This window comes from Delftia acidovorans NBRC 14950 (assembly GCF_001598795.1).
Lineage (GTDB): Bacteria > Pseudomonadota > Gammaproteobacteria > Burkholderiales > Burkholderiaceae_C > Comamonas > Comamonas acidovorans.
In genome coordinates this window covers 565429-588541 of sequence record NZ_BCZP01000001.1, presented here as the reverse complement: position 1 = coordinate 588541, position 23113 = coordinate 565429, and the positions used below count along the sequence as shown (strand labels likewise).

Annotated in this window: 21 protein-coding genes; 4 read left to right on the top strand and 17 right to left on the bottom strand. The window is 66.7% G+C overall.

The features are described 5' to 3' along the window. Positions 1 to 45: 45 nt before the first annotated feature. The 17 genes from hflX to surE form a co-directional block, all read right to left on the bottom strand. On the bottom strand, positions 46 to 1260 hold the full coding sequence (gene hflX / locus DA1_RS02570; protein ID WP_034396280.1) for a GTPase HflX: 1215 nt from the start codon (positions 1258 to 1260) through the stop codon (positions 46 to 48). A 67-nt stretch (positions 1261 to 1327) separates the two neighbouring features. Continuing rightward, positions 1328 to 1579: an RNA chaperone Hfq gene (hfq, locus tag DA1_RS02565; RefSeq protein ID WP_012206813.1), complete on the bottom strand. Its 252-nt coding sequence runs from the start codon at positions 1577 to 1579 to the stop codon at positions 1328 to 1330. A 102-nt stretch (positions 1580 to 1681) separates the two neighbouring features. Next, positions 1682 to 3028 (bottom strand): ribosome biogenesis GTPase Der, encoded by a 1347-nt coding sequence (gene der / locus DA1_RS02560; protein ID WP_034396282.1) that lies wholly within the window; start codon positions 3026 to 3028, stop codon positions 1682 to 1684. Positions 3029 to 3043: 15 nt separating this feature from the next. After that, on the bottom strand, positions 3044 to 4201 hold the full coding sequence (bamB, locus tag DA1_RS02555; protein WP_034396285.1) for an outer membrane protein assembly factor BamB: 1158 nt from the start codon (positions 4199 to 4201) through the stop codon (positions 3044 to 3046). 20 nt (positions 4202 to 4221) lie between these two features. Beyond that, positions 4222 to 4905, bottom strand: coding sequence for a YfgM family protein (locus tag DA1_RS02550; RefSeq protein ID WP_034396286.1), 684 nt, complete (start codon positions 4903 to 4905; stop codon positions 4222 to 4224). Positions 4906 to 4975: 70 nt separating this feature from the next. Continuing rightward, complete coding sequence (hisS, locus tag DA1_RS02545; protein WP_212739077.1) at positions 4976 to 6235, bottom strand: histidine--tRNA ligase; 1260 nt, start codon at positions 6233 to 6235, stop codon at positions 4976 to 4978. A gap of 179 nt (positions 6236 to 6414) precedes the next feature. Continuing rightward, positions 6415 to 7698 (bottom strand): flavodoxin-dependent (E)-4-hydroxy-3-methylbut-2-enyl-diphosphate synthase, encoded by a 1284-nt coding sequence (ispG, locus tag DA1_RS02540; protein ID WP_034398856.1) that lies wholly within the window; start codon positions 7696 to 7698, stop codon positions 6415 to 6417. A 2-nt stretch (positions 7699 to 7700) separates the two neighbouring features. Then, a complete protein-coding gene (locus tag DA1_RS02535; protein WP_034396287.1) occupies positions 7701 to 8690 on the bottom strand; it encodes a RodZ domain-containing protein in 990 nt (329 codons plus the stop codon). Then, complete coding sequence (gene pilW / locus DA1_RS02530) at positions 8683 to 9543, bottom strand: type IV pilus biogenesis/stability protein PilW (RefSeq protein WP_232245236.1); 861 nt, start codon at positions 9541 to 9543, stop codon at positions 8683 to 8685. Before pilW ends, DA1_RS02535 begins: the two co-directional genes overlap by 8 nt. 49 nt (positions 9544 to 9592) lie before the next feature. Further along, the gene (gene rlmN / locus DA1_RS02525) at positions 9593 to 10717 is read right to left on the bottom strand and encodes a dual-specificity RNA methyltransferase RlmN (RefSeq protein WP_034396288.1); all 1125 of its coding nucleotides are present in this window, start codon (positions 10715 to 10717) and stop codon (positions 9593 to 9595) included. 92 nt (positions 10718 to 10809) lie between these two features. Beyond that, the gene (gene ndk / locus DA1_RS02520) at positions 10810 to 11235 is read right to left on the bottom strand and encodes a nucleoside-diphosphate kinase (protein ID WP_012206822.1); all 426 of its coding nucleotides are present in this window, start codon (positions 11233 to 11235) and stop codon (positions 10810 to 10812) included. A gap of 169 nt (positions 11236 to 11404) precedes the next feature. Continuing rightward, complete coding sequence (locus DA1_RS02515) at positions 11405 to 12808, bottom strand: pseudouridine synthase (protein ID WP_034396289.1); 1404 nt, start codon at positions 12806 to 12808, stop codon at positions 11405 to 11407. Then, positions 12805 to 13623, bottom strand: a complete 819-nt coding sequence (gene scpB / locus DA1_RS02510; protein WP_034396292.1) for an SMC-Scp complex subunit ScpB — start codon at positions 13621 to 13623, stop codon at positions 12805 to 12807. Before scpB ends, DA1_RS02515 begins: the two co-directional genes overlap by 4 nt. A 110-nt stretch (positions 13624 to 13733) precedes the next feature. Continuing rightward, positions 13734 to 14804, bottom strand: a complete 1071-nt coding sequence (locus tag DA1_RS02505; RefSeq protein WP_034396294.1) for an RluA family pseudouridine synthase — start codon at positions 14802 to 14804, stop codon at positions 13734 to 13736. After that, positions 14804 to 15682 (bottom strand): peptidoglycan DD-metalloendopeptidase family protein, encoded by an 879-nt coding sequence (locus DA1_RS02500; protein ID WP_034396301.1) that lies wholly within the window; start codon positions 15680 to 15682, stop codon positions 14804 to 14806. The genes DA1_RS02505 and DA1_RS02500 overlap by 1 nt, the downstream gene beginning before the upstream one ends. A 13-nt stretch (positions 15683 to 15695) precedes the next feature. Then, the gene (locus DA1_RS02495; protein ID WP_034396304.1) at positions 15696 to 16484 is read right to left on the bottom strand and encodes a protein-L-isoaspartate(D-aspartate) O-methyltransferase; all 789 of its coding nucleotides are present in this window, start codon (positions 16482 to 16484) and stop codon (positions 15696 to 15698) included. Continuing rightward, positions 16481 to 17284 carry a 5'/3'-nucleotidase SurE gene (surE, locus tag DA1_RS02490; protein ID WP_013801165.1) on the bottom strand — a complete coding sequence of 268 codons (804 nt, stop codon included), beginning with the start codon at positions 17282 to 17284 and terminating at the stop codon, positions 16481 to 16483. Before surE ends, DA1_RS02495 begins: the two co-directional genes overlap by 4 nt. 117 nt (positions 17285 to 17401) lie before the next feature. Here surE and DA1_RS02485 point away from each other — a divergent pair, with 117 nt between their 5' ends. From DA1_RS02485 to gltS, 4 genes are all read left to right on the top strand, one after another. Continuing rightward, entirely contained in the window at positions 17402 to 18382 is a 981-nt protein-coding gene (locus DA1_RS02485) for an NADPH:quinone oxidoreductase family protein (RefSeq protein ID WP_034396307.1), read from the top strand. Positions 18383 to 18440: 58 nt separating this feature from the next. Next, entirely contained in the window at positions 18441 to 20039 is a 1599-nt protein-coding gene (locus tag DA1_RS02480) for a GGDEF domain-containing protein (protein ID WP_034396310.1), read from the top strand. 60 nt (positions 20040 to 20099) lie between these two features. Continuing rightward, complete coding sequence (locus tag DA1_RS02475; protein WP_034396312.1) at positions 20100 to 21734, top strand: alkaline phosphatase D family protein; 1635 nt, start codon at positions 20100 to 20102, stop codon at positions 21732 to 21734. A gap of 137 nt (positions 21735 to 21871) precedes the next feature. Continuing rightward, complete coding sequence (gene gltS / locus DA1_RS02470) at positions 21872 to 23101, top strand: sodium/glutamate symporter (protein WP_012206832.1); 1230 nt, start codon at positions 21872 to 21874, stop codon at positions 23099 to 23101. The last annotated feature ends 12 nt before the right edge of the window (positions 23102 to 23113 follow it).

Here is a 23113-nt window from a genome sequence, read left to right as displayed (position 1 = left end):
AGACAGGGACCCAATCGGCATTTTGCCCAATCAGGGCGCTAGCCCCTAGTATTCGGCGTCCTGCCCAGGGGGCATCGCGCCATCCACCTCCTCCTGATCCCGCTCATTACCACCGTGCGCTTCGGCGTGTTCCGCCTCCGCGCGCAGCGCATGTTCGGCCAGCAACTGCCGCAGCTGCGGCAGCCCCTCGCCGGAGCGGGCGCTGACGAACACCCGTGAAACAGGCAGCCCGTCAAGCTCGTACTGGTCCTGCAACTGCGCTGGAAGCCGCTCCGGATCGACGGCGTCCAATTTGTTGAAAACCAGTACCAGAGGCACCTCCTGGGCACCGATTTCCTTCAGAACTTTCTGGACTTGTTGGATTTGCTCTGGGAAATTCGGATTGGAGGCGTCGACCACATGCAGCAGAAGATCGGCATCGATCGCCTCCTGCAACGTGGCCTGGAATGCATCGACCAGGCCGTGCGGCAGGTCGCGGATGAACCCCACGGTATCCGACAGGGACACCGATTGCTGGGCTTCATTCAGGTACAGCTGGCGCGTGGTCGTGTCCAGCGTGGCGAACAGCTGGTCGGCCGCATAGGCGCGCGCCTTGACCAGCGCATTGAACAGCGTGGACTTGCCGGCGTTGGTGTAGCCAACCAGAGAGATATTGAAGATGCCATGGCGCTCGCGCCGCCGACGCTGCGTGGCGCGCTGCTTCTTGACCTTCTGCAGCCGCTCCTTGGTGCGCTTGATCGACTCGTCGATCATGCGGCGGTCCAGCTCGATCTGCTTTTCGCCAGGGCCGCCACGGCCGCCGATGCCGCCCATCTGCCGCTCCAGGTGAGTCCAGCGCCGCACGAGGCGCGTGGCCACATATTGCAGGCGCGCCAGCTCCACCTGCAGCTTGCCTTCATGGCTGCGCGCGCGCTGGGCGAAGATCTCCAGGATAAGCAAAGTGCGGTCGTTGACCGGCATCTGCAGATGGCGTTCCAGGTTGCGCTGCTGGGCCGGGCTCAGGGCCTGGTCGAACAGCACTTCCTGGGCACCGTGCATCTGGGCGAGCATGCGGATTTCGTCGGCCTTGCCGCTGCCCACGAACAGCGCCGCGTCGGGCACCTTGCGCTTGCAGGTCAGGCGTGCAACGGGACGCAGGCCGGCCGTGCCGGCCAGCAGGCCCAGCTCTTCCAACTCGCCATCGAAATGGGGAAAGCCGAAATCCACGCCCACCAGCAGCACTGGCGTTGGCGTGGACCGGTCAAAAGATTCAGAACTCAAGAAAAACCTCTCCCGAAGGGTGAGGAAGCTCCCCGGCGGTGCGGGGAGGCATCAGGGCGCAGCGAGCTCAAGCGCTGGCGTCGCTGCCGGCAGCTTCGGCCGTGGAGAAGTTCACGGCGCGGCCGGGAACAATGGTGGAGATGGCGTGCTTGTAAACCATCTGCGTGACGGTGTTGCGAAGCAGAACCACGTACTGGTCGAAGGATTCGATCTGGCCTTGCAGCTTGATGCCGTTGACGAGGTAGATGGACACCGGAACATGTTCGCGGCGAAGCGCGTTCAGGAACGGGTCTTGGAGGAGTTGGCCTTTGTTGCTCACGATATTCTCCGTGTTCGAAGAGTGTTGTTGTAAACCGACACCTTACCACAGTGTTTTGGGGCCCTTGTTCGCACAAGGGTTTTCCCGAAATCCCGTAGCTTGTTACTTGTCCTTGTCGGCAAAAGGATTATGAGAGGTTTTCAACTCGATCCGCAACGGCGTGCCAACCAAATTGAATTCCTTCCGGAATCGCCCTTCGAGGAAGCGCTTGTAGGCTTCCGTCACATGCTCGAGCGAATTGCCGTGTATGACGATGACCGGAGGGTTCATGCCACCCTGGTGCGCATAGCGCATCTTGGGGCGATAGATGCCCGTCTTCTTGGGCGTCTGGAACTGTACGGCCTCCATCAGCAGGCGCGTGAGCACCGGCGTGGGCATCTTGCAGGTGGCAGCCTTGTGCGCCTGGATGATGGAGTTCCACAGCGGACCCAGGCCCTGGCGCCTTTCCGCCGAGATGAAATGCATGGGAGCGAACTTGAGGAAGGACAGGCGCGTCTCGATCGAGCGCTCCAGCATCTGGCGCTGGTAGTCGTCCACCGCATCCCATTTGTTCACGGCCAGCACCACGGCACGGCCGCTTTCCAGCACGTAGCCGGCAATGTGCGCATCCTGGTCGGTCACGCCCTGCGTGGCATCGATGAGCAGCAGCACGACATTGGCGCTTTCGATAGCCTGCAGCGTCTTGACCACGGAGAACTTCTCGATGGCCTCGAACACCCGGCCCTTGCGGCGCAGGCCTGCCGTGTCGATCAGCTCGAACTTCTGGCCGGCGCGCTCGAAGGGCACCGAGATGGCGTCGCGCGTGGTGCCCGGCATGTCGAAGGCGACCAGCCGCTCCTCACCCAGCCAGGTGTTGATCAGCGTGGATTTGCCGACATTGGGGCGCCCTGCCACGGTGAGGCGGATGGGCTTCTGGGCCACATCGTCGAAGGGGTCGTCTTCCTCGGGCTCGGGCAGGTTGAGCTGGCCCAGGGCCAGGTCGAGCAGGTCGCGCACGCCCTGCCCGTGTGCTGCGGAAACCGGCAGCACATCGCCCAGGCCCAGTTCGTAGAACTCGGTCAGCTGCACGCCTTCCTTCATGCCCTCGGCCTTGTTGGCCACGAGCACGCAGGGCTTGCCCAGCCGGCGCAGGTACTTGGCGATGTCGTGGTCCTGGGCGGACATGCCCAGGCGCGCATCGACAACGAAGACCACGACGTCAGCCTCGGCAACAGCCTGCTGCGTCTGGCGCGCCATCTCCTTGAAGATGCCGCTGGATGCATCTGGCTCAAAACCGCCGGTATCGATCACGATGTACTCGTGCTTACCCTGGCGGCCCTGTCCATAGTGGCGGTCACGCGTGAGGCCCGCGAAATCCGCGACGATTGCATCCCTCGACTTGGTCAGCCGATTGAACAGCGTCGATTTGCCCACATTGGGTCGCCCTACCAGGGCAATAACTGGCTTCATTCCCGAAAATACCTATCAATCCGGCCTGAAGCCGTACACAGTTCCGCTGCGGCTTACCACCACCAGCGTATTGGCAGCCGATACCGGGGGCGAGGCCACGCCGGAGTCGTCCGTCTTCAATCGTGCCAGCGCCTGTCCGTCCGTCTTGGACAGCAGGTGCACCACACCATAGTCATCACCAAACACCACCGAGCGGCCCAGCATCAACGGCGCCGTCAGGCGGCGGTGCTGCAGCTGGTCGATGGACCACAGGCGCGAGCCGTCGCCGCGGCGCCAGGCCTGGACGGTGCCATTGCTCTCGGCGCCGAACACGGCATCACCATCACCGTCGATGCCATCGGCGCCCTTGGACGGCTGGGTCCAGCGCACCGATGCGTTTTGCGTATCCACACAGCCCATGGCAGCCTGGAAGGCACGCGCGCAGACACTGTCACCGACACGGCTGACGCGGCCCACGAGGTCCACCAGGCGCTCCACGTCATTGGTGCCGCGCGGGCTGGCCAGAGGGGCTTCCCAGCGCACGGCGCCGGTGTCGGGATCGATACCCACCATGCGGCCCGACAGGCCGGCCACCAGCGTGTTGCCCACGGCGATCAGCACGCCGGGCTGGCGCAGCACCAGGGGCTCGCCCGGGCGCTGTGCGGTCCACAGCTTGCGGCCGTTGGCGGCATCGAAAGCGGCCAGCGAGCGGTCGGCTGCCAGCACGAAGACGCGGCCTCCCGCCACCAGCGGCGGCGTGTAGGCGGCTGCGGGCAGCGGCTGCTTCCACAGCTGCTTGCCTTGCGAGTAGACGATGACCTGGTTGCTGCGCGTGAGCACGGCCTGGCGCTCGGCGTCACCGCCCACGCCCGCGGTCAGCGGCTCGCCCACGGTGAAGCGCGACAGCTGGCTGCCGTTGCGTGCATCGAGGGCCGTGACGCTGCCGTCCTTGGCAGCGATCAGCAGCGTGTCGCCCTGCACATGGATGTCGGTGGCCAGCGGCACTTCGGCGCCGAGCTTGGCGGTCCAGGCCTGGTGCACGGCCAGCAGGCCGGGGTTGGCTCCCAGCTCCTGGGGCTTGGGCTTGGTGTCGCTGCTGAACCACGAGGACACGGTGGAGCAGCCACCCAGGGCACCGGCCAGCAGGCCCAGAGCCATCCAGCGCGCAACGCCGCGCGGGCGCGAAATCGCCATCAATTGATCAGCCGAAGTTTTCAAGGTTGCTTCTCCGAAGTCGACGTCTTGGCCTGTGCCAGCACGGTGGGTTCAGCACCCAGCGCATTGAGCTTGAACTCGATCAGACGGCCATAGTCCACGCCCTTGTCCAGGGCGGCATGGGCGCGCTGGTAGGCATCAATGGCTTCGGCCTGCTTGCCCTGGGCCGCAAGAATGTCGCCACGGCGATCGGCCACGATGCCGGCGAAGGATTCGGGCACGCTGCCTTCCAGCGCCTTGAGGGCTTCGTCGTATTGCTTTTGCTGCTCCAGCACGGCGCTCAGGCGCAGCTTGGCCAGGGCCTTGTAGCCTTCGTCGCCCTTGTCGGCCACCCAGCTCAGGGCTGCCTTGGCGTCATCGAGCTTGCCTTCGTCCACTGCAGCCTTGGCCAGCAGCAGGCCGGCCTGGGCCGCCTGCGTGGTGCCGGCGTACTTGTCCTTGAGATCGGCGAAGGCCTGGCCGGCGCGCGCCGCGTCCTTGCCAGCCAGCGCAACGTCAACGGCATGCGCCAGAGCGGCAGCCTGCGTGGCCTGGCGCTTTTCCCAGTACTGGTAGCCATTCCAGCCGGCAAAGCCGACGAAGATGACCACGAGCACGCCGGTGATCAACGTGCCCCAGGTATTCCAGAAATGCTTGAGCTGCTCTATCTGCTCTTGTTCTTCGAGATCGAAATGGTTTGCCATGGATCGCCTGTGTCGCTTTATGTATGGAGGTCGCCGCTGGAGCGGTCGCTTGAAAAGCTGCGGATGCTGGTCAAACCGCCGATTGTAGGGTGGCAGCCCATTGGGCCGCATCAGCCAGGGCTTGCTGCACCTGCTGGCCCGCGCCGTCGCGCAGCGACTTGACGGTGACCAGGCCCTGCTGCAGCTCATCGGAGCCGAAGATCAGCGCGAAATGTGCGCCGCTGGCATCGGCCTTCTTGAACTGCGACTTCATGCTGCCCATGCCTTCGGCACTGGCCGCGTGCATCTGCACGCGCACACCGGCCTCACGCAGCTGCTGCAGGGTGCGCAGCGCCACGGGCATGGCGGCCACGTCGGGGACGATGGCGTAGGCATGCAGCGTGGGCGCGGGGATGTCGGTGCCGAGCTCCTTGACGAGTTCCAGCACACGCTCCACACCCAATGCCCAGCCCACGGCAGGCGCGCTCTTGCCTCCCACCTGTTCGATCAGGTAGTCGTAGCGGCCGCCCGCGCAGATGGTGCCCTGCGAGCCCAGCATGTCGGTGATGAACTCGAACACCGTCAGGTTGTAGTAGTCCAGGCCGCGCACCAGGCGCGGGTTCACGGTCCATGGCACGCCATTGGCGTCCAGGATGGCCTTGAGCCCGTCGAAGTGGGCCAGCGAGCCCTCGCCCAGGAAGTCCAGCAGGCGCGGCGCGCCGTTGACCATTTCCTGCATGGCGGGGTTCTTGGTGTCCAGCACGCGCAGCGGGTTGCTGTACATGCGGCGCTTGGCCTCTTCGTCCATTACGTCCTGGTGCTGCTCCAGGTAGGCGATCAGGGCCTGGCGGTGTGCCTGGCGCTCCTCGGGCTGGCCCAGGCTGTTGATTTCCAGGCGCCACTGGGTCAGGCCCAGCTGCTTCCACAGGGAAACGGCCAGCATGATGAGTTCGGCATCGACATCGGGGCCGGCAAAGCCCAGGGCCTCTGCGCCGATCTGGTGGAACTGGCGGTAACGGCCGCGCTGCGGGCGCTCATGGCGGAACATGGGGCCCATGTACCACATGCGCTTGCCGCCGTCGTACAGCAGATTGTTCTCGATGGTGGCGCGCACCAGGCTGGCCGTGCCTTCGGGGCGCAGCGTCAGGCGCTCGCCGTTGAGCTTGTCCTCGAAGGAGTACATCTCCTTCTCGACAATGTCCGTCACCTCGCCGATGCCACGAACGAACAGCTGCGTATGCTCGACGATGGGCGTGCGCACGTTGCGGTAGGCAAAGCGCGCCATCAATTCACGCACCTGCGCTTCCAGCCATTCCCAGCGAGCGGACTCGGCGGGAAGAATGTCGTTCATGCCTTTGACGGCGGAAAGTTTTTCGGGTTTGGCCACGTTGTTCTCGTTCGATGAATGCTCGGAAACAGGCGCTGACCCCGCTTTTTTCGCCCCATGCTCTCAACGCCTGTTTCGCGTGAGAGCCAATGAGGCAAAGCGTGGCGCGCTATCTATTTTGCAATAACTGCAGGCGCAGCCGCTCAGGCGGGTGCAGCGGCGGTGGCGCCATAGGTGCGCGCCACATAATTTTCGACCAGTGCCTGGAATTCCTCGGCAATCCGCTCGCCGCGCAGCGTGAGCGCCTTTTCGCCGTCGATGTAGACGGGGGCGGCGGGCGCCTCGCCCGTGCCGGGAAGGCTGATGCCGATGTTGGCGTGCTTGCTCTCGCCGGGACCGTTGACGATGCAGCCCATCACGGCCACCTTCATCGCCTCGACACCGGGATACTTCATGCGCCACAGCGGCATCTGGCCGCGCAGATAGTCATCGATCTGCTTGGCCAGTTCCTGGAAGGTGGTGCTGGTGGTGCGGCCGCAGCCCGGGCAGGCCGTGACGCTGGGCACGAAGATGCGCAGGCCCAGGGCCTGCAGGATTTCGGAGGCGACCACCACTTCCTGCGTGCGCGCCTCGCCGGGCTGGGGCGTGAGCGAGACGCGGATGGTGTCGCCAATGCCTTCCTGCAGCAGCACGGACAGCGCGGCGGCCGAGGCCACCGTGCCCTTGGTGCCCATGCCGGCTTCGGTCAGGCCCAGGTGCAGCGCATAGTCGCAGCGTTGCGCCAGGGCGCGGTAGACCGAGATCAGGTCCTGCACGCCGCTGACCTTGCATGACAGGATGATGTTGTCGCCGTTCAGCCCCATGGACTCGGCCAGGCGAGCGGAATCGACGGCCGAGGAGATCAGCGCCTCGAACATGACCTGGCGCGTGTCCCAGGGCTGGGTGCGGCGCGAATTCTCGTCCATCAGCCGGGCCATCAGTTCCTGGTCCAGCGAGCCCCAGTTGACACCGATGCGCACGGCCTTGTCGTAGCGGGCCGCCGCCTCGATCATCTGGCCGAACTGCTTGTCCTTCTTGTCGCCCTTGCCCACGTTGCCGGGGTTGATGCGGTATTTGGACAGTGCCTCGGCGCATGCCGGGTATTCGGTGAGCAGGCGGTGGCCGTTGTAGTGGAAGTCACCCACCAGCGGCACGTACTCGCCCATGCGGTCCAACTGCTCGCGGATATAGGGCACGGCGGCGGCAGCCTCGGGCGTGTTGACAGTGATGCGCACCATCTCCGAGCCGGCCTGGGCCAGTTGGCGCACCTGTATGGCCGTCTCGACCGCGTCCACCGTATCGGTGTTGGTCATGGACTGCACGCGCACAGGCGCATCGCCACCCACGGTCACGACGTTGTTGCGCCAGACCACACGGGCCTGGCGGGACTTGCGCGGCAGCGGCGAGGCAATCGCTATCGGCTGCTGCGTGATGGGGAGATCTTGCACGGTCACTTCACCTCAAAGCGGGCCACATTGTCGCGGGTGGTCTTGGCGACTTCCAGCAATTCGCCACGCACACGCACCTCGGTGCCGCTGGCATTGCCGATGATGACCGACAGCGGCAGCGCGCCCTCGGCGCCAATGGATTCACCGGCCGCCAGCGTCTTTTGCAGCACCACGCGGCCGCTGGAATCCTTGACCTGTACCCACGATTGTGCGTTGGCCTTCATGACCAGCACGCCACCAGGCGTTTGCGCCGCGGTGGCTGCCGATGTCGCTGCGGCGCCCTCGGCAGGCGCATCGGCGGCAGGGGCAGCAGGCGTTGTGGTGGACGCAGGAGCCGGAACGGCTGCCGCTGCAGGCGCTGAAGTTGCCGGTGCAGATGCAGGTGCAGGGGCAGATGCAGCCGGCACATCGGCCGGCGTCGTCGCCGCAGGCGCAACGGGCTCCTGGGCGGCCACGGGCTCGGACACAGTCCCTGCAGGCTGCACCAGGGCAGCGGCATCGGAAGCGCCGGCCTGCGGCTCTTCGGCGTCGCCTTCATGCTTGGGCAGGAAGTAGACGGCAGCGGCAGCGGCCAGCAGCAGCAGCACGATGATGGCCACCTTGCGCGAGCCGTTTTCACGTCCCAGCGATGTTCCGGTGGCCTTGAAGGAGCGCTCCTTGAACGTGGCGTTGATGCTGCCGCGATCATCGGCCAGGCTCTTGAGCTGGGTGCGCGGCAGCAGGGCCAGCACCGATGCCGAGTCCATGCGCAGCGTGCGGCAGACGCTTTGCGCCAGGGCCCGCATGAAGACATGGTCCTGGAATGCGGCGTAGTCATCCGCCTCCAGCGCCTCCAGCTTGGGGGCTGGCACCTTGAGTGCCGCCGCCAGCCCGGCCAGAGACAGACCCGCCGCCTCGCGCGCCTGGCGCAGCAGCGTGCCCGCCGTCATGGAAGTTTGTGCGTTCTCGCCTTGCGTACCTGCTTCGTCATGCACCGCCAACACCTCACTCATTGAATGCTCCACGCTCGTAGGCCAGCCATTGGCGGGACTCGGGGAAGCGCTGGTGCAGCTGGTCAGCCAGCTGCCGCATCGCTGCAGATTGCTGCAGCGCCCTCTCTATCTTGATCCCCAGCCACAGGCTTTCCGCATTGGACTGGGGACTGCTGTTCAGGCGCCGGATGTAGAACTGCGCCCTCTTGGCGTCGCCGCCCTGCAGCATCACGTTGCTCAGGTGGTAGGCGATCACCGGGTTGGCGGGATCGAGTTCATAGCCCTTGAGCAGCGCCTGCTGGGCCTCGACCAGCAGGCCGGCCTGCTGCAGGCACAGGCCCTTGGCCATCCAGGTCTTGGGGCGCTCCAGGTAGCCGGGCTGGGCCAGGGCCTTGTCCAGCCATTCCTGGGCTTGCGCGTATTGCTTGCGCTGGCACAGCAGCCAGCCGTAGTTGTGCTGCAGGTCGCCGTCTTGGGGACGCAGCGACATCGCCTTGCGCAAGCTGGCGTCAGCCTGGTCCCAGTCCTGGTTGCGCATGTAGATCAGGGCCAGCAGGCCGTAGCCGTCGGCGGAACTGGGGTCAGCGGCCAGCGCCTGGTTCACCTCTTCCAGGGCCACATCGATGCGGCCAGCCTGGAAATAGGAAGCCGCCAGCTCCAGGCGGATGCTTGCGCGGCGGCGGGGATCGGCCTCGGCGGCAGAAGCCATCGAGGCATTGGAGACGGAGGAAGCGTTGCCGGAGCCAGAATTCGTCGGGGGCACCAAAGGCTGCTTGCCTGCGCAGCCCGCCAAGAAAAGAACCAGCGCGGGCACTGCCCAGCGCATGCCTGTACCGAAATCCCCCGTTCGCAGCCGCCGAGCCACTGACTTCATGAACTGTCCTTTGTTCCGTCGGGGCATGCCAGGCATGCCCCAGGTCTTCTCAAGGCACCTGCTTGAGAACAATGGTGCGCTGCCTGGCCATGCGCTCGGCAGCGCGCGTGCGGTCCTTGACATCGCCAGCCAGCTGTCCGCAGGCTGCGTCGATGTCGTCGCCACGTGTCTTGCGCACCGTGGTCACGATGCCGGCATTGCTCAGCAGGCTGGCGAACTCCGTCACCCGCGCTGCGGGTGAACGCAGCAGCCCCGAGGCCGGGAACGGATTGAACGGAATCAGGTTGAACTTGCACCAGCTGCGGCCATCGCCACGCGCGCGGACCAACTCTATCAGTTGGCGCGCATGCTCAGGCTGGTCATTGACGCCATCGAGCATGCAGTATTCGAACGTGATGAAGTCACGGGGCGCGAATTCCAGGTAGCGCTCGCAGGCATCGAGCAGCTCGTGGATGGGGTACTTGCGGTTCAACGGCACCAGCGGGTCGCGCAGCTCGTCATTGGGCGCATGCAGCGACACAGCCATGGCCACGGCGCAGTCCTGGGACAGCCGGTCGATCATCGGCACCACGCCCGAGGTGGACACGGTCACGCGGCGGCGCGAGAGACCATAGCCATGGTCATCGAGCATGGCGCGCAGCGCCGGCACCAGGGCCGTGTAGTTCTGCAGCGGCTCGCCCATGCCCATCATCACCACGTTGGAGATGACGCGCTCGCCGCCCGTGCCCAGGCGCTTGCGCAGCGCATGCTCGGCATACCACAGCTGGGCCAGGATCTCGCCCGTGCTGAGGTTTCGGCTGAAGCCCTGGTGACCCGTGGAGCAGAAGCGGCAGCCCACGGCGCAGCCCGCCTGGGACGACACGCACAGCGTGCCCCGGTCATCTTCGGGAATGAAAACGGCTTCGACGGCATCGCCGCCTCCCACGTCGAACAGCCACTTGACTGTTCCATCGGCAGACACATGCTCGGTCAGAACCGGCAGGGCCGTGATATGGGCACACGCCTTGAGCTTTTCGCGCAGGGACTTGGCCAGATCGCTCATCTGGTCGAAGTCGCTGGCGCCTCGCTGGTGGATCCAGCGGAACAGCTGCGTCGCGCGGAAACGCTTCTCGCCGAGTTGCTCGCAGTAAGCGGCAAGTCCGTCGAGATCAAAATCTAGCAAATTGGTATTCATGTCGGCAGGCCGGTGCCACGCCGCTCTCGGCTCTTCCGCGGCAGGCACGGCCTGCACCGGACAGACCATGACGGCCGCGGAAGACGCGGGGATTAGCGCGAGTAGACGTTCATGCCGGGGAAGAAGAAAGCCACTTCCACGGCTGCAGTTTCAGCGGCGTCAGAGCCGTGCACGGCGTTGGCGTCGATGCTGTCGGCGAAGTCGGCGCGGATCGTGCCCTTCTCAGCCTTCTTGGGGTCGGTGGCGCCCATCAGTTCGCGGTTCTTCAGGATGGCGTTCTCGCCTTCCAGAGCCTGGATCATCACGGGGCCGGAGACCATGAAGTCCACCAGGTCCTTGAAGAAAGGACGCTCCTTGTGGACGCCGTAGAACTGCTCGGCTTCGCCGCGCGACAGGTGCACCATCTTGGCAGCGATGACCTTCAGGCCAGCGCCTTCGAAGCGTGCGTAGATCTGGCCGATCACGTTCTTGGCAACGGCGTCGGGCTTGATGATGGAAAGAGTGCGTTCGATGGCCATTTGAATGGTTCCTAATCAGGGTTACTATGGATTTTTGTCAATTGGACAAAACCGTTGATTCTAGCTGTGCCATCAAAGTCCTTGATGACATGGTGCTGCCAAATGGCAGGCTTACAGGGCGGGCCGATCGCCGCCGGATGAACCAGAAGGCGGACGGCCCGGCCGCCTTTCAGCGGCGTCCTCCCGGCTTGCGCTTGGCGTTCTGGCGTGCACGCGACAGGCTGTCGGAGCCGATGTAGCCCACCGATGTACGCATCGGATCGGGCTGCTGGCTGCCGCCGCCCTTGCCCCGCCCGCCTGCACCGCCCTGCCCCTTGCCCTGTCCCTGGCCTCCGTCAGCCTTGCCGCCCTTGGCTGCAGGCTTGGCACGCGGGCCGTCGAGCATGGCGTTGGGCGCCGGGCGATTGCCGTCGAAGTAGCGGCCGCCGCCTTCGCGGCGAACGGTATTGCGGTCGGCCGGGCCACCACGGCGGCCCCCGGCCAGTGGCTTGGGTACAGCGGGCGCACGCGCCTGCATGCCGGCTGCCGAAGCCAGGGACTGGATGTCGGCCTGGTCCAGCTCCACCCAGGCGCCGCGCTTGAGGCCGCGCGGCAGCACCATGGCGCCGTAGCGGATGCGGATCAGCCGGCTCACGGCATGGCCCACCGCCTCGAACATGCGGCGCACTTCGCGGTTGCGGCCTTCGGAAATGGTCACGCGGTACCAGCAGTTGGCGCCTTCACCACCGCCGTCCTCAATGGAGCCGAAGGCGGCCACGCCGTCTTCCAGCTGCACGCCGTCGGTCAGGCGCTGCTTTTCTTCCTTGCTGAGCGCGCCCAGCACACGGGCTGCGTATTCGCGCTCCAGGCCGAAGCGCGGGTGCATCAGGGAGTTGGCCAGCTCGCCCGAGCTGGTGAACAGCAGCAGGCCTTCGGTGTTCAGGTCCAGGCGGCCCACCGATTGCCATTTGCCATGCTGCAGGCGAGGCAGCTTGCGGAACACCGTGGGACGGTTTTGCGGATCGTCATGCGTGACGACCTCGCCCACGGGCTTGTGATAGGCGATGACACGCGCCGGCGGCGGGTCGATGCGAAAACGGATGGGCTGGCCATTGACCTTGATCTGGTCGCCGAACTGGATGCGCTGGCCCACGTGGGCAGGCTCGTTGTTGACCGAGATGCGGCCTTCAAGAATGAGCTGCTCCATTTCGAGGCGCGATCCCAGCCCGGCCTGGGCCAGCACCTTGTGCAGCTTGGGCGAATCGACCTGGGGCAGCAGCACGCGCTTGGCAGGCGCGGCATCGTCGCGCTCTTCGGCAGCGTCGAGCTCGCCCGAGATGACGTCCGCAAAACCGTAGCCTTCGACAGACCCTGAGTCACTTGACTCTGATGCACCAGCCGTCACCAGCTCTTGCACGGTGTCTTCGGCATGCACCGCCTCGGCGGCCGGACGCGGCTTGCGCACAGGCTTGGCGCCGGGCCGCGCCCCGGCCTTGGGAGCGCGCGAGCGCGCGGGGCGGGCCTTGCGCTGCGCGCCGGCCTCATCGGACGCCGGCTGGGCGTCCTGGTCTTTGGAGATATCACTACCCGTCATGGCTTTCCTTCTTCGGCCTGCTTTGCAGCGCCGTCCGTATCCGTTGTATCCGCTGTATCCGCTGCGTCTGTTGTCTCTGCCGCATCCGCTGCGTCTGCCGCATCCGCTGCATCCGACAGGTCTGCTGTATCTGCTTGAGCCGTATCTGCTGCCATTGCGGCATCTGCCCCGTCCGATCCCGTGGCATCTGCCTCGCCCGGGGGCTCTTCGGACAAGGAAGCGTCACCGGCTGGCGCGGCCTCGTCCGCTGCCAATTCCTGCGCACCCGACTCTTCCAGCGCCTTGAACAGGCTTTGCTGGGATTCGGGCTCCTCGAGCATGGGCAACTGGTCCAGCGACTGCAGGCCCAGGTCGTCCAGAAACTGGCGCGTGGTGGCAAACAAAGAGGGCCGGCCCACGGTTTCCCGATGGCCAATGACCTCGATCCAGCCCCGGTCTTCCAGTTGCTTGATCAGCAGGCTGTTGACCGTCACGCCGCGTATGTCCTCGATGTCGCCACGCGTCACTGGCTGGCGGTAGGCGATGATCGCCAGCGTCTCCAGGGTCGCGCGGGTGTAGCGTGGCGGCTTTTCGGGATGCAGCCGGTCCAGATAGACCCGCATCTCGGGCCGGCTCTGGAAGCGCCATCCAGACGCCACCTGCACCAGCTCCACACCCTTTTGCGCCCAGTCTTTCTGCAGGTCCAGCAGCAGGTCCTTCAGCGTGTCGGAGCCCAGCACGTCATCGAACAGCGAGCGCAGCTCACGCAGCGTGACAGGCTGCGGCGCACAGATCAATGCAGTTTCCAGGACCCGCTTGGCATCTACCGTATTCATGGCTCAGCGTCTCGGGAACAAAGGCGCGCGTGCCACCAGAGGTGGCAGCCAGGGTGCGCCGAATCAAAGAAGAGGAAGCAAGCGCTCCACGGATGCCATGCGAGAGATGGTCAGAGGCTTTCGGCGGGATTGTAGCTCAGCCCCCAATTTTCCAGCGCCTGTGCCATATCGGGCGGCAGCGGGGCGCGCAGCACCAGGGCCTGGCCTGTCATGGGATGGGTGAAGGCCAGCCGGAAGGCGTGCAGCGCCTGGCGCGCCATGCCGCCAGCCTCCTTGCCGCCGTAGACGGCATCGGCCACCAGCGGGTGGCCCAGCGATGCCATGTGCACGCGGATCTGGTGGGTGCGGCCCGTGTGCAGCGTGCAGCGCACCAGGCTGACTTCCTCGTTGCCGGCCAGCAGGTCGATGTCGGTGCGCGCGGTCTTGCCCGCATGCTGTGCCAGGTCGACCACGGCCATGCGCAGGCGGTTGCGCGGGTCGCGGCCGATGGGCGCATCGACCTCGCGGCGCTTGCGCGGGCCCCAGGCCTTGTGGGCCAGCGCCAGGTACTGGCGGCTGACATCGCGCGCGGCGATCATGGCCACCAGCGCGTCCATGGCGGCGCGGCTGCGCGCCACCACCATGAGTCCGCTGGTGTCCTTGTCCAGGCGGTGGACGATGCCGGCGCGCGGCACCTCCCGCGCCTTGGGGTCGCGCCCCAGCAGGCCGTTGAGCAGGGTTCCCGTCCAATTGCCCGGAGCCGGGTGCACGACCAGGCCAGCCGGCTTGTTGACGACCAGCAGGTGCTCGTCCTCATACACCACGTCCAGCGCCATGTCTTCGGGCTGGAAGGCCATGCTCTGCTGCGTGGGCCGCATCTCCAGCACCATCCGGTCGCCGGCGGCCACCTTGGTGGCCGGCTTGACCAGCACACGCCCATTGAGCGTGACCGCGCCCTGCGCCAGCAGTTGCTGCAGATAGCTGCGGGAGAACTCGGCCACGCATTCGGCCAGCACCTTGTCGGCGCGCAGGCCGTGCTGGGCCGGCGGCACGGTGATCTCGCGCAGCTCGGCTGCGGCGGCCTCGACCTCGCCGCCTTCGGCCTCGTCCTCGACCGGCTCCCACGGCGATTCGCCGGGCGCAGAAGAAACAAGCCCCTGCGGGGCAGGGGCTTGTCCGGTTTGCCTGGTGCTGCGGCTCATCAGCGCGAAGGCAGGTAGCGCGAAGGATCGACAGGCTTGCCCTGGCGACGCACCTCGAAGTGCAGCTTCACGCGGTCCGCGTCGGTGCTGCCCATCTCGGCGATCTTCTGGCCCTTGCGCACGGTCTGGTCTTCCTTGACCAGCAGCGTCTGGTTGTGCGCGTAGGCCGTGAGGTAGGTGTTGTTGTGCTTGAGGATGATCAGGTTGCCGTAGCCACGCAGGCCGGCGCCGGCATAGACCACGCGGCCATCGGCAGCGGCCATCACGGGATCGCCGGCCTTGCCTGCGATGTCGTAACCCTTGTTGCGCGCCTCGTCAAAACCGGCGATCAGGCTGCCCGATGCAGGCCAGATGAAGTCCACATCGTCGGCGCCCTTGCCGGCTGCGGGTGCAGGGGCGGGTGCCGGGGTCGGTGCGGGTGCAGGCGTTGCCGTGGTGCCGCCCGACGATGCCACGGGCGGCAGCGGCGTTGCCACCACGGGCGAGCCGCTGGGCGTGGAGGAGGCAGTGGACGAGGGGCGCGTGCCGACGCTGTCCGAGCTGGTCGGCGGCACGACGCGCACCACCTGACCGACTTCGATCAGGTTGGGGTTCTCAAGATTGTTCCAGCGCGCGATGTCCTTCCAGCTCTGGCCGGTTTCCAGGCCGATGCGGATCAGCGTGTCACCGGGCTTGATCGTGTAGTAGCCGGGCTTGCCGGCGTTTTCGACGCCGGGCAGCGGCTTGACGGCTGCCGATGGCGAGGAAGAGGTGGAGGAGGTGGTGGTCGTTCCACGGTCCTCCACGGGAGCCCTGTTCACTTGGGATGTGCAGCCTGCCAGAACCATGCCGGCCAGCACCACCGTTCCCCAAGCCCCAAGACTTCGCGATACCAACATAAGTTATTCCCTTCTAGGCGATGCCCGATTTTAGGGGGACAAAGTTCACGGCCTCCAAAATCGACTGCGTAAACCCGTGTGAACTCTTGTCAATCACCAGCAGTGCCTGCTTACCACCCGTAACCACCATGGGGGCGACAAGCCGCCCGCCCACGGCCAGCTGGTCGCACCAGGCCGAGGGCATGCTCTCGCCGCCAGCGGCCGAGATGATGCCCGCATACGGCGCGCCGCTGCCATAGCCTTCCATGCCATCTCCAAAAATCAGATGGACATTGGTCAGCCGCCAGGGACGCAGGTTGCTGCGCGCTTTCTCGTGCAGGCCGCGCAGGCGCTCGATCGAATAGACCTCGCGTGCCACGCGGGCCAGCACCGCCGCCTGGTAGCCGCAGCCCGTGCCGATTTCCAGCACGCGGCCCAGGCCCGACTTCGCGGCTTCCGAACCCAGCAGCAGCTCGGTCATGCGGGCGACCACGCTGGGCTTGGAGATCGTCTGGCCCAGGCCAATGGGCAGGCTGGTGTCTTCATAGGCCTGGTTGACCAGGGCGCTGTCCACAAAACGGTGGCGCTCCACCGATCCCATGGCGGCCAGCACGGCCGGCGACTGTATGCCGGTGGCAGCCAGCCGCTGCACCATGCGGGCGCGGACGGCGGCCGAGTCCAGGCCGATGCCCGAAGGCTGTTGCGGGGTACGGGCACCGGCCGGCGCCAGCGCAGAGCGCGCAGGCGCCGCGCGCGAGGCCGGCGCAGGGGTCTGCACCGAGCGTGCCACCCACGAGGGAACTCCGGGACGGCGCTCGCTCACGGTTGCACCGCCCCGCCCTGGGCTGCCTGTACGCCCTGGCCGGCCGACGCCAGCCTGGCCGCCGTCTGTGCCCAGTAGCCCAGGTTGTCATGGTCGGTCAGGTCGACCTTCAGCGGCGTGACGGACACATGGCCGTGCGCCGTGGCGTGGAAGTCCGTGCCCTCCGAGTCATCCTTGGCCGCGCCTGCGCTGCCTATCCAGTACATCATTTCGCCGCGCGGGCTCTCCTGGGTGATGACGCGTTCGGCCGCATGGCGGCGGCCCAGCCGGCACAGCTTGAGGGGCTTGAGCGCGGACAAGGGCATGTTGGGAATGTTCACGTTGAGCAGCCAGGGTGACAGGCCGATCAGTTCCTGCGATTGCATGTCCATGACCAGCTGGCGCGCGGCGGCGGCAGCGGCCTCGATCTCGGACCAGCCCTTGTCCACCTGCGAGAAGGCAATGGAGGGAATGCCGAACAGAAAACCCTCCATGGCGGCGCCCACGGTGCCGGAATAGATGGTGTCGTCGCCCATGTTGGCGCCGTTGTTGATGCCGGAGACCACCAGGTCGGGCCGGTAGCCCAGCAGGCCGGTCAGGGCGATGTGCACGCAGTCCGCAGGCGTGCCATTGACATAGCGAAAGCCGTTGTGGGCCTGGTGCACATACAGCGGCGCGTTCAGCGTCAGGGCGTTGGACTTGGCACTGTTGTTGTGCTCCGGTGCCACCACCTCGACGTCTGCCACCGTGCGCAGCGCCTCGTACAGGGCCTGGATGCCGGGCGCCTGGTAGCCGTCGTCGTTACAAATGAGAATCTTCATGGATACAGCAGGGATTGCGGGCGATTGTAGGCGGGCGTCTCGTCGCCCGAGGGACAGGAGGCATTCCCACCACACTCCTATCATCGGCCAGGCATTCAATCACAGGAGACAACCACCATGCACGCTTGGCTTTGCACCACGCCCACAGGCGTCGATCAACTGCAGTGGACGCAGCTGCCCACGCCCACGCCGGGCCCGGGGCAGGTACTGCTCGAAGTGAAGGCGGCCAGCCTGAACTTTCCCGATCTGCTGATCGTGCAGAACAAGTACCAGATGAAGCCTGAGCTGCCGTTCGTGCCGGGCTCGGAATACGCGGGCGTGGTCCAGGCCGTGGGTGAAGGCGTGAGCCACCTGGCCGTGGGCCAGCGCGTGGCCTGCCTGTCGGGCACGGGTGGCTTCGGCACCCATACGCTGGCGCCGGCCGCGCTTTGCATGCCGCTGCCAGACGGTTTCAGCTTCGTCGATGCTGCGGCCTTCATCATGACCTATGCCACCTCGCACCATGCGCTGATCGACCGCGGCCAGTTGCGCGCGGGCGAGACCGTGCTGGTGCTGGGTGCGGCAGGCGGCGTGGGCACTGCCGCCATCCAGATCGCCAAGGCGACGGGCGCGCGTGTGATCGCAGCGGCCTCCACCGACGAAAAGTGCGCGCTGTGCAAGGCACAGGGCGCCGACGCCACCATCAACTACAGCCAGGGCGATCTGCGCGCCGCCATCAAGGAAGCCACCGACGGCAAGGGCCCCGACGTGGTCTACGACCCCGTGGGCGGCGACTTCGCCGAGCCGGCCTTCCGCTCCATCGCCTGGCGCGGCCGTTATCTGATCGTGGGCTTTGCCGCAGGCCCGATTCCTGCCCTGCCGCTGAACCTGCCGCTGCTCAAGGGCGCATCGCTGGTGGGCGTCTTCTGGGGCGAGTTCTCCCGGCGCGAGCCCAAGGCCAATGCGGCCATGATGCAGGAGCTGGCGCAGTGGTACGGCCAGGGAAAGATCAAGCCCGTGATCGACCGCACCATGCCCATGGCCGAGCTGCACGCCGCCTATGCGCGCATGGGATCGCGCCAGGTGCAGGGCAAGCTGGTGATGGTCAACGAGCAGTGAACCGGGCGCTGGCCATGCCACACTGGAGGGCATTGCATTCTGAAACAACTGCCCACCCATGGCCGAGCGCTCCGCTTCCGAACTGGCACGCGAAACCCTGCGGCAACTGGCGCTGAACCGCCTGCCGCCCACCCCGGAAAACTACACCCGCCTTTATGAACAGGCGGCCGGCGAGCCCGGCCCCGCCAGCTTTCCCCAGGGCCCGCTGCGCCACGTCCACGCGCTGCTGCCTGCGCAGACGCCCGGCCAAAAGCGGTTGCGCGACCAGTTGGGCGCCGCCATAGAGCGCAGCGACTGGCAAGGCCTGCAGCAGGTCATCACCGCCTATGCCAACGCGGCCCTGCAGCCGCCTGCCCATGAGGCCAGGCCCGTGGAGCTGCCCGTGCCGCCGCCCGTCCAGGCCCTGCCCGACGACCTGACCCAGCAGTTGGCGCGGCGCTTCGAGGCCTTGTCCACGCTGCTGGACACCCAGGACACCAAAACCGGGCAACTGCACCAGCAGCTGATGGAGCAGCTGCAATCGCCGCCCGTGGATGCCAAGGCCCTGGCGCGGCGCCTGCACGACCAGCACTACCAGCTGTCGTTCGCCATCGCCGACCAGCTTCAGGTCCTGCAGTTGATGCAGGAGTTGCTGCAGACCCTGGTGCAGCACCTGGCCCAGGACCCCACGCATGGCAGCTGGCTGGTGCAGCAGCTCACGGCCATCGAGCAGGCCATCACCCCGCCGCTGTCGCCCGCGCCCCTGGCCGATGCACGGCGCGAGCTGCAGACCGTGATCCACCGGCGCCTGCAGTTGCAGGACGGCATGGCCGCCGCACAGCAGGCGCTCAGGGACATGCTGGGCGGCTTCGTCCAGCATCTGGCGCAGATCACGAGCAGCAACGAAACGCTGGGCGCCCGCATGGAAGAGGCGGCACGCCAGCTGGACGGCATCCAGCGCCTGGAAGACGCAGCCCCGCTGCTGCAGCAGGTGCTGGAGGCCACGCGCACCATGGCCGCCGGCAGCCGCGTGGCCCAGGAGGAGCTGCAGGCGCTGCGCGCCCATGTCGATGCCTGCGAGGCCCGCATCGAAACACTGCAGCAGGAGCTGGACGAGGCCGCGCGCCGCGCACGCCACGACCCGCTGACCGGCCAGCTCAACCGCCTGGGCGTGAGCGAGGCACTGGACCGCGAGGTGGCACGCGCACAGCGCCATGGCCAGCCGCTGAGCGTTGCCCTGGTCGATATGGACGGCATGCAGGCCCTCAATGCCGAGCTGGGGCATGCCATGGGCGATGCCGCGCTGGTGCATGTGGCCCAGTTGGCGCGCCAAGGGCTGCGCCCGGAAGACGTGGTGGGCCGCTATGAAGGCCAGGCCTTCGTGCTGCTGCTGCCGCAGACCCCGGAGACGGCGGGTGCCCAGGCACTGCAGCGCCTTCTGCAGCTGCTGGAGCAGGCGCCTTTGCCCGTATCTGCTCAGCCCCCAGGCCAGCCCGCACCCCGGCCCCTGAGCTTCAGCGCGGGCGTCGCCCAGTTGCAAAGCCACGAAAACGGCATGGACGTGCTGCGCCGCGCCGACACCGCCATGCTGCAGGCCAAGGAGCGCGGCAAACACTGCATTGCCACGGCATCAGGCGCACAATGGCAACCAGTTGGAAATGCAGGCGCCGGCCTTTGATCCACCCAGGGCCACGCCCCGTCTTTCCCCGCTTTTTTGCGCCACCTGCCCCGAACCGCCATGCACCTGCCCTTCAGCGCCTCCGTCCCTGCACCGCGGCGCCAGTTTCTGGTCGGCTCGGGCCTGGCCACGGCGCTGGGCCAGTTGCCTGCCTGGGCCCGGCTGGGCGAGCGGCCTGCGCACAACCCCTTCACGCTGGGCGTGGCCAGCGGCGACCCCGAACCCGACAACGTGCTGCTGTGGACGCGGCTGACGCCACCGCTGGCCCAGCTGGGCGAGACCGACACCACGGCCATGCCTGCGCTCAAGATCCGCTGGGAGCTGGCGCACGACCCGCTGTTCCGCCAGATCGTGCGCAGCGGCGAGGCCATGGCCCAGCCCGAATGGGGCCACGGCGTGCATGTTCAGGTGGGAGGACTGGCGCCCGACCGCTGGTACCACTACCGCTTCATGCTGGGACAGGCGGTCAGCGGCACGGGCCGCTGCCGCACGGCGCCCGCCCCCGGCAGCATGCCGCAGCGCCTGCGCCTGGCCTATGCCTCCTGCCAGCGCTGGGAGCACGGCTACTACGCGGCCTGGCGCCAGGTGGTGCAGGATGCGCCGGACCTGGTGATCTTCCTGGGCGACTACATCTACGAATACGCCACGCCCGCCATGACGCTGGGCCTGGCCCGCACGCACAGCCTGCGCGCCGCGCAGACCCTGCAGGACTACCGCGACCGCTACGCCCTGCACAAGAGCGACCCGCTGCTGCAGGCCGCGCACGCCCTGTGCAACTGGTCCGTGGGCTGGGACGACCATGAGGTGGAGAACAACTACGCGGGCGACCAGGGCCAGGGCGATGCCGCGCGTTTCCTGGCCCGGCGCATGGCCGCATGGCAGGCCTTCTACGAGAACATGCCGCTGCGTGCCAGCGCGCTGACGGGCGCCGGGGCATCGCATGGCGGCGGCGGACTGCAGCTGTACCGCAGCCTGCAATGGGGCCGGCTGGCCCGGCTGCATCTGCTGGACGGCCGCCAGTACCGCAGCGCCCAGGCCTGCCGCACCGAGGGCGAGGCAGACAAGGGCAGCGTGCGCCCTGCGCAATGTGCGGCCCTGTCGGACACGGCGCGCAGCTTCCTGGGCTGGACCCAGGAGCAGTGGCTGTACCGCCAACTGGCCGAGGACGCACGCCACCAGGGCAGCGAGGGGCCGCGCTGGAGCATCCTGGCCCAGCCCACCCTGCTGTCGGCGCACCGGCCGCCCTCGGGATCGCAGGCCACGGACAGCTGGGACGGCTACCCGGCCGCGCGCCAGCGCCTGGTGCGCCACCTCACGCCGGGCGCCCAGCCCACGCCGCGCAACAGCGTGCTGCTGGGCGGCGACCTGCACCAGAACTACGTCTGTGCCGTGCATGCCGATCCCGAGGCCGCGCCCGAACGGCGCAACCCCATCGTGGCCAGCGAGTTCTGCAGCACCTCGATCACCTCGCGCAGCGGCACCACACAGGCCAAGGTCGATGCCATCGTCGCCCACAACCCGCAGGTGCTGTACGCACGCTGCGAGGAACGCGGCTATGGCCTGGCAGACATCACGCCCGAACGCTGGACCAGCGAGCTGCGTGCCGTGGCCAACCCCATGCGCGCCGACAGCCGCATCTACACGCTAGCCCGCTTCACCGTCGAGGACAGGCGGCCCGGCCCCGTAGCCAGCTGACAGGGCACTGACGCAGGGCACGACCGAAGGGCACTTTCAGCAGGCCTCGGAATCAGTGGCTATCCTGACATCGCCCCCCGGCATGCCGCCTATCGTATGGTGAGCTGCCTTGCCCCGCCCACCAGAACACGGAAGCCATGCACCTGACTTTCAGCGCCTACTACACCCTGATCTTCGCCGCCCTCGTCCTTTTGCTGGGCAAATGGCTGGTGCAGCACCTGCGCCTGCTGCGCGAATTCAACATCCCCGAGCCCGTGGCCGGCGGTCTGGTCGTCGCCGTCGCCCTGTTCGTGCTCAACCAGACCCTGGGCTACACCTTCAGCTTCAGCAGCGAGCTGCAGATGGCCTTCATGCTGGTGTTTTTCTCATCCATCGGGCTGAGCGCCAATTTCGCCAAGCTGCGCGAAGGCGGCCGTTCGCTGCTGCTGTTCTTGGCCGTGGTCGCCGTCTTCATCGGCCTGCAGGACCTGGTGGGCGTGAGCCTGGCAACGATGCTCGGGCTCGACCCGCTGTTCGGGCTGATCGCAGGCTCCGTCACCCTGACGGGCGGCCATGGCACGGCAGGCGCCTGGGGCCAGGTTTTCGAGCGCGAATACGGTATCCAGGGCGCGGTCACGCTGGGCATTGCCTGTGCCACCTTCGGACTGGTGATCGGCGGCCTGATCGGCGGCCCGCTGGCCAAGGCCCTGATCACGCGCCGCAGGCTTGCCGTGCACGACCCCGCAGCCGCCCCCGAAAAACAGCCCCCGCTGGGCGAAAGTGCAAGCCACGGCGGCTTCGAGAACCCCGAGCAGACGCGCCTGATCACCACCAGCGCGGCCATAGAAACACTGGCCCTGTTCGCAGGCTGCCTGGGCTTTGCCGAGTTCATGGCGCAGTTCACCGCCGGCACCCTGTTCTCCCTGCCCACCTTCGTCTGGGCGCTGGCAGGCGGCGTCGTGATCCGCAACACGCTGGACTATGTCTTTCACTTCCAGGTATTCGACCGGGCCATCGACGTCTTCGGCAATGCCTCGCTGTCCATCTACCTGGCCATGGCCCTGCTATCGCTCAAGCTGTGGGAGCTGGCGGGGCTGGCGGCGCCGCTGATGGTGATCCTGGCGGCCCAGACCCTGGTGATGGGCCTGTATGCCGCGCTGGTGACGTTCCGCATCATGGGCAGCAACTACGATGCGGCCGTGCTGGCCGCCGGCCACTGCGGTTTCGGCATGGGTGCCACGCCCACGGCCGTGGCCAACATGCAGGCCATCACCAACCAGTACGGCCCCTCGCACAAGGCCTTCCTCATCGTGCCGATGGTGGGCGCCTTCTTCGTCGACATCGTCAATGCCACGGTGATCCAGCTGTTCATCCGCTGGCTGCACTGACCACCGCAAACA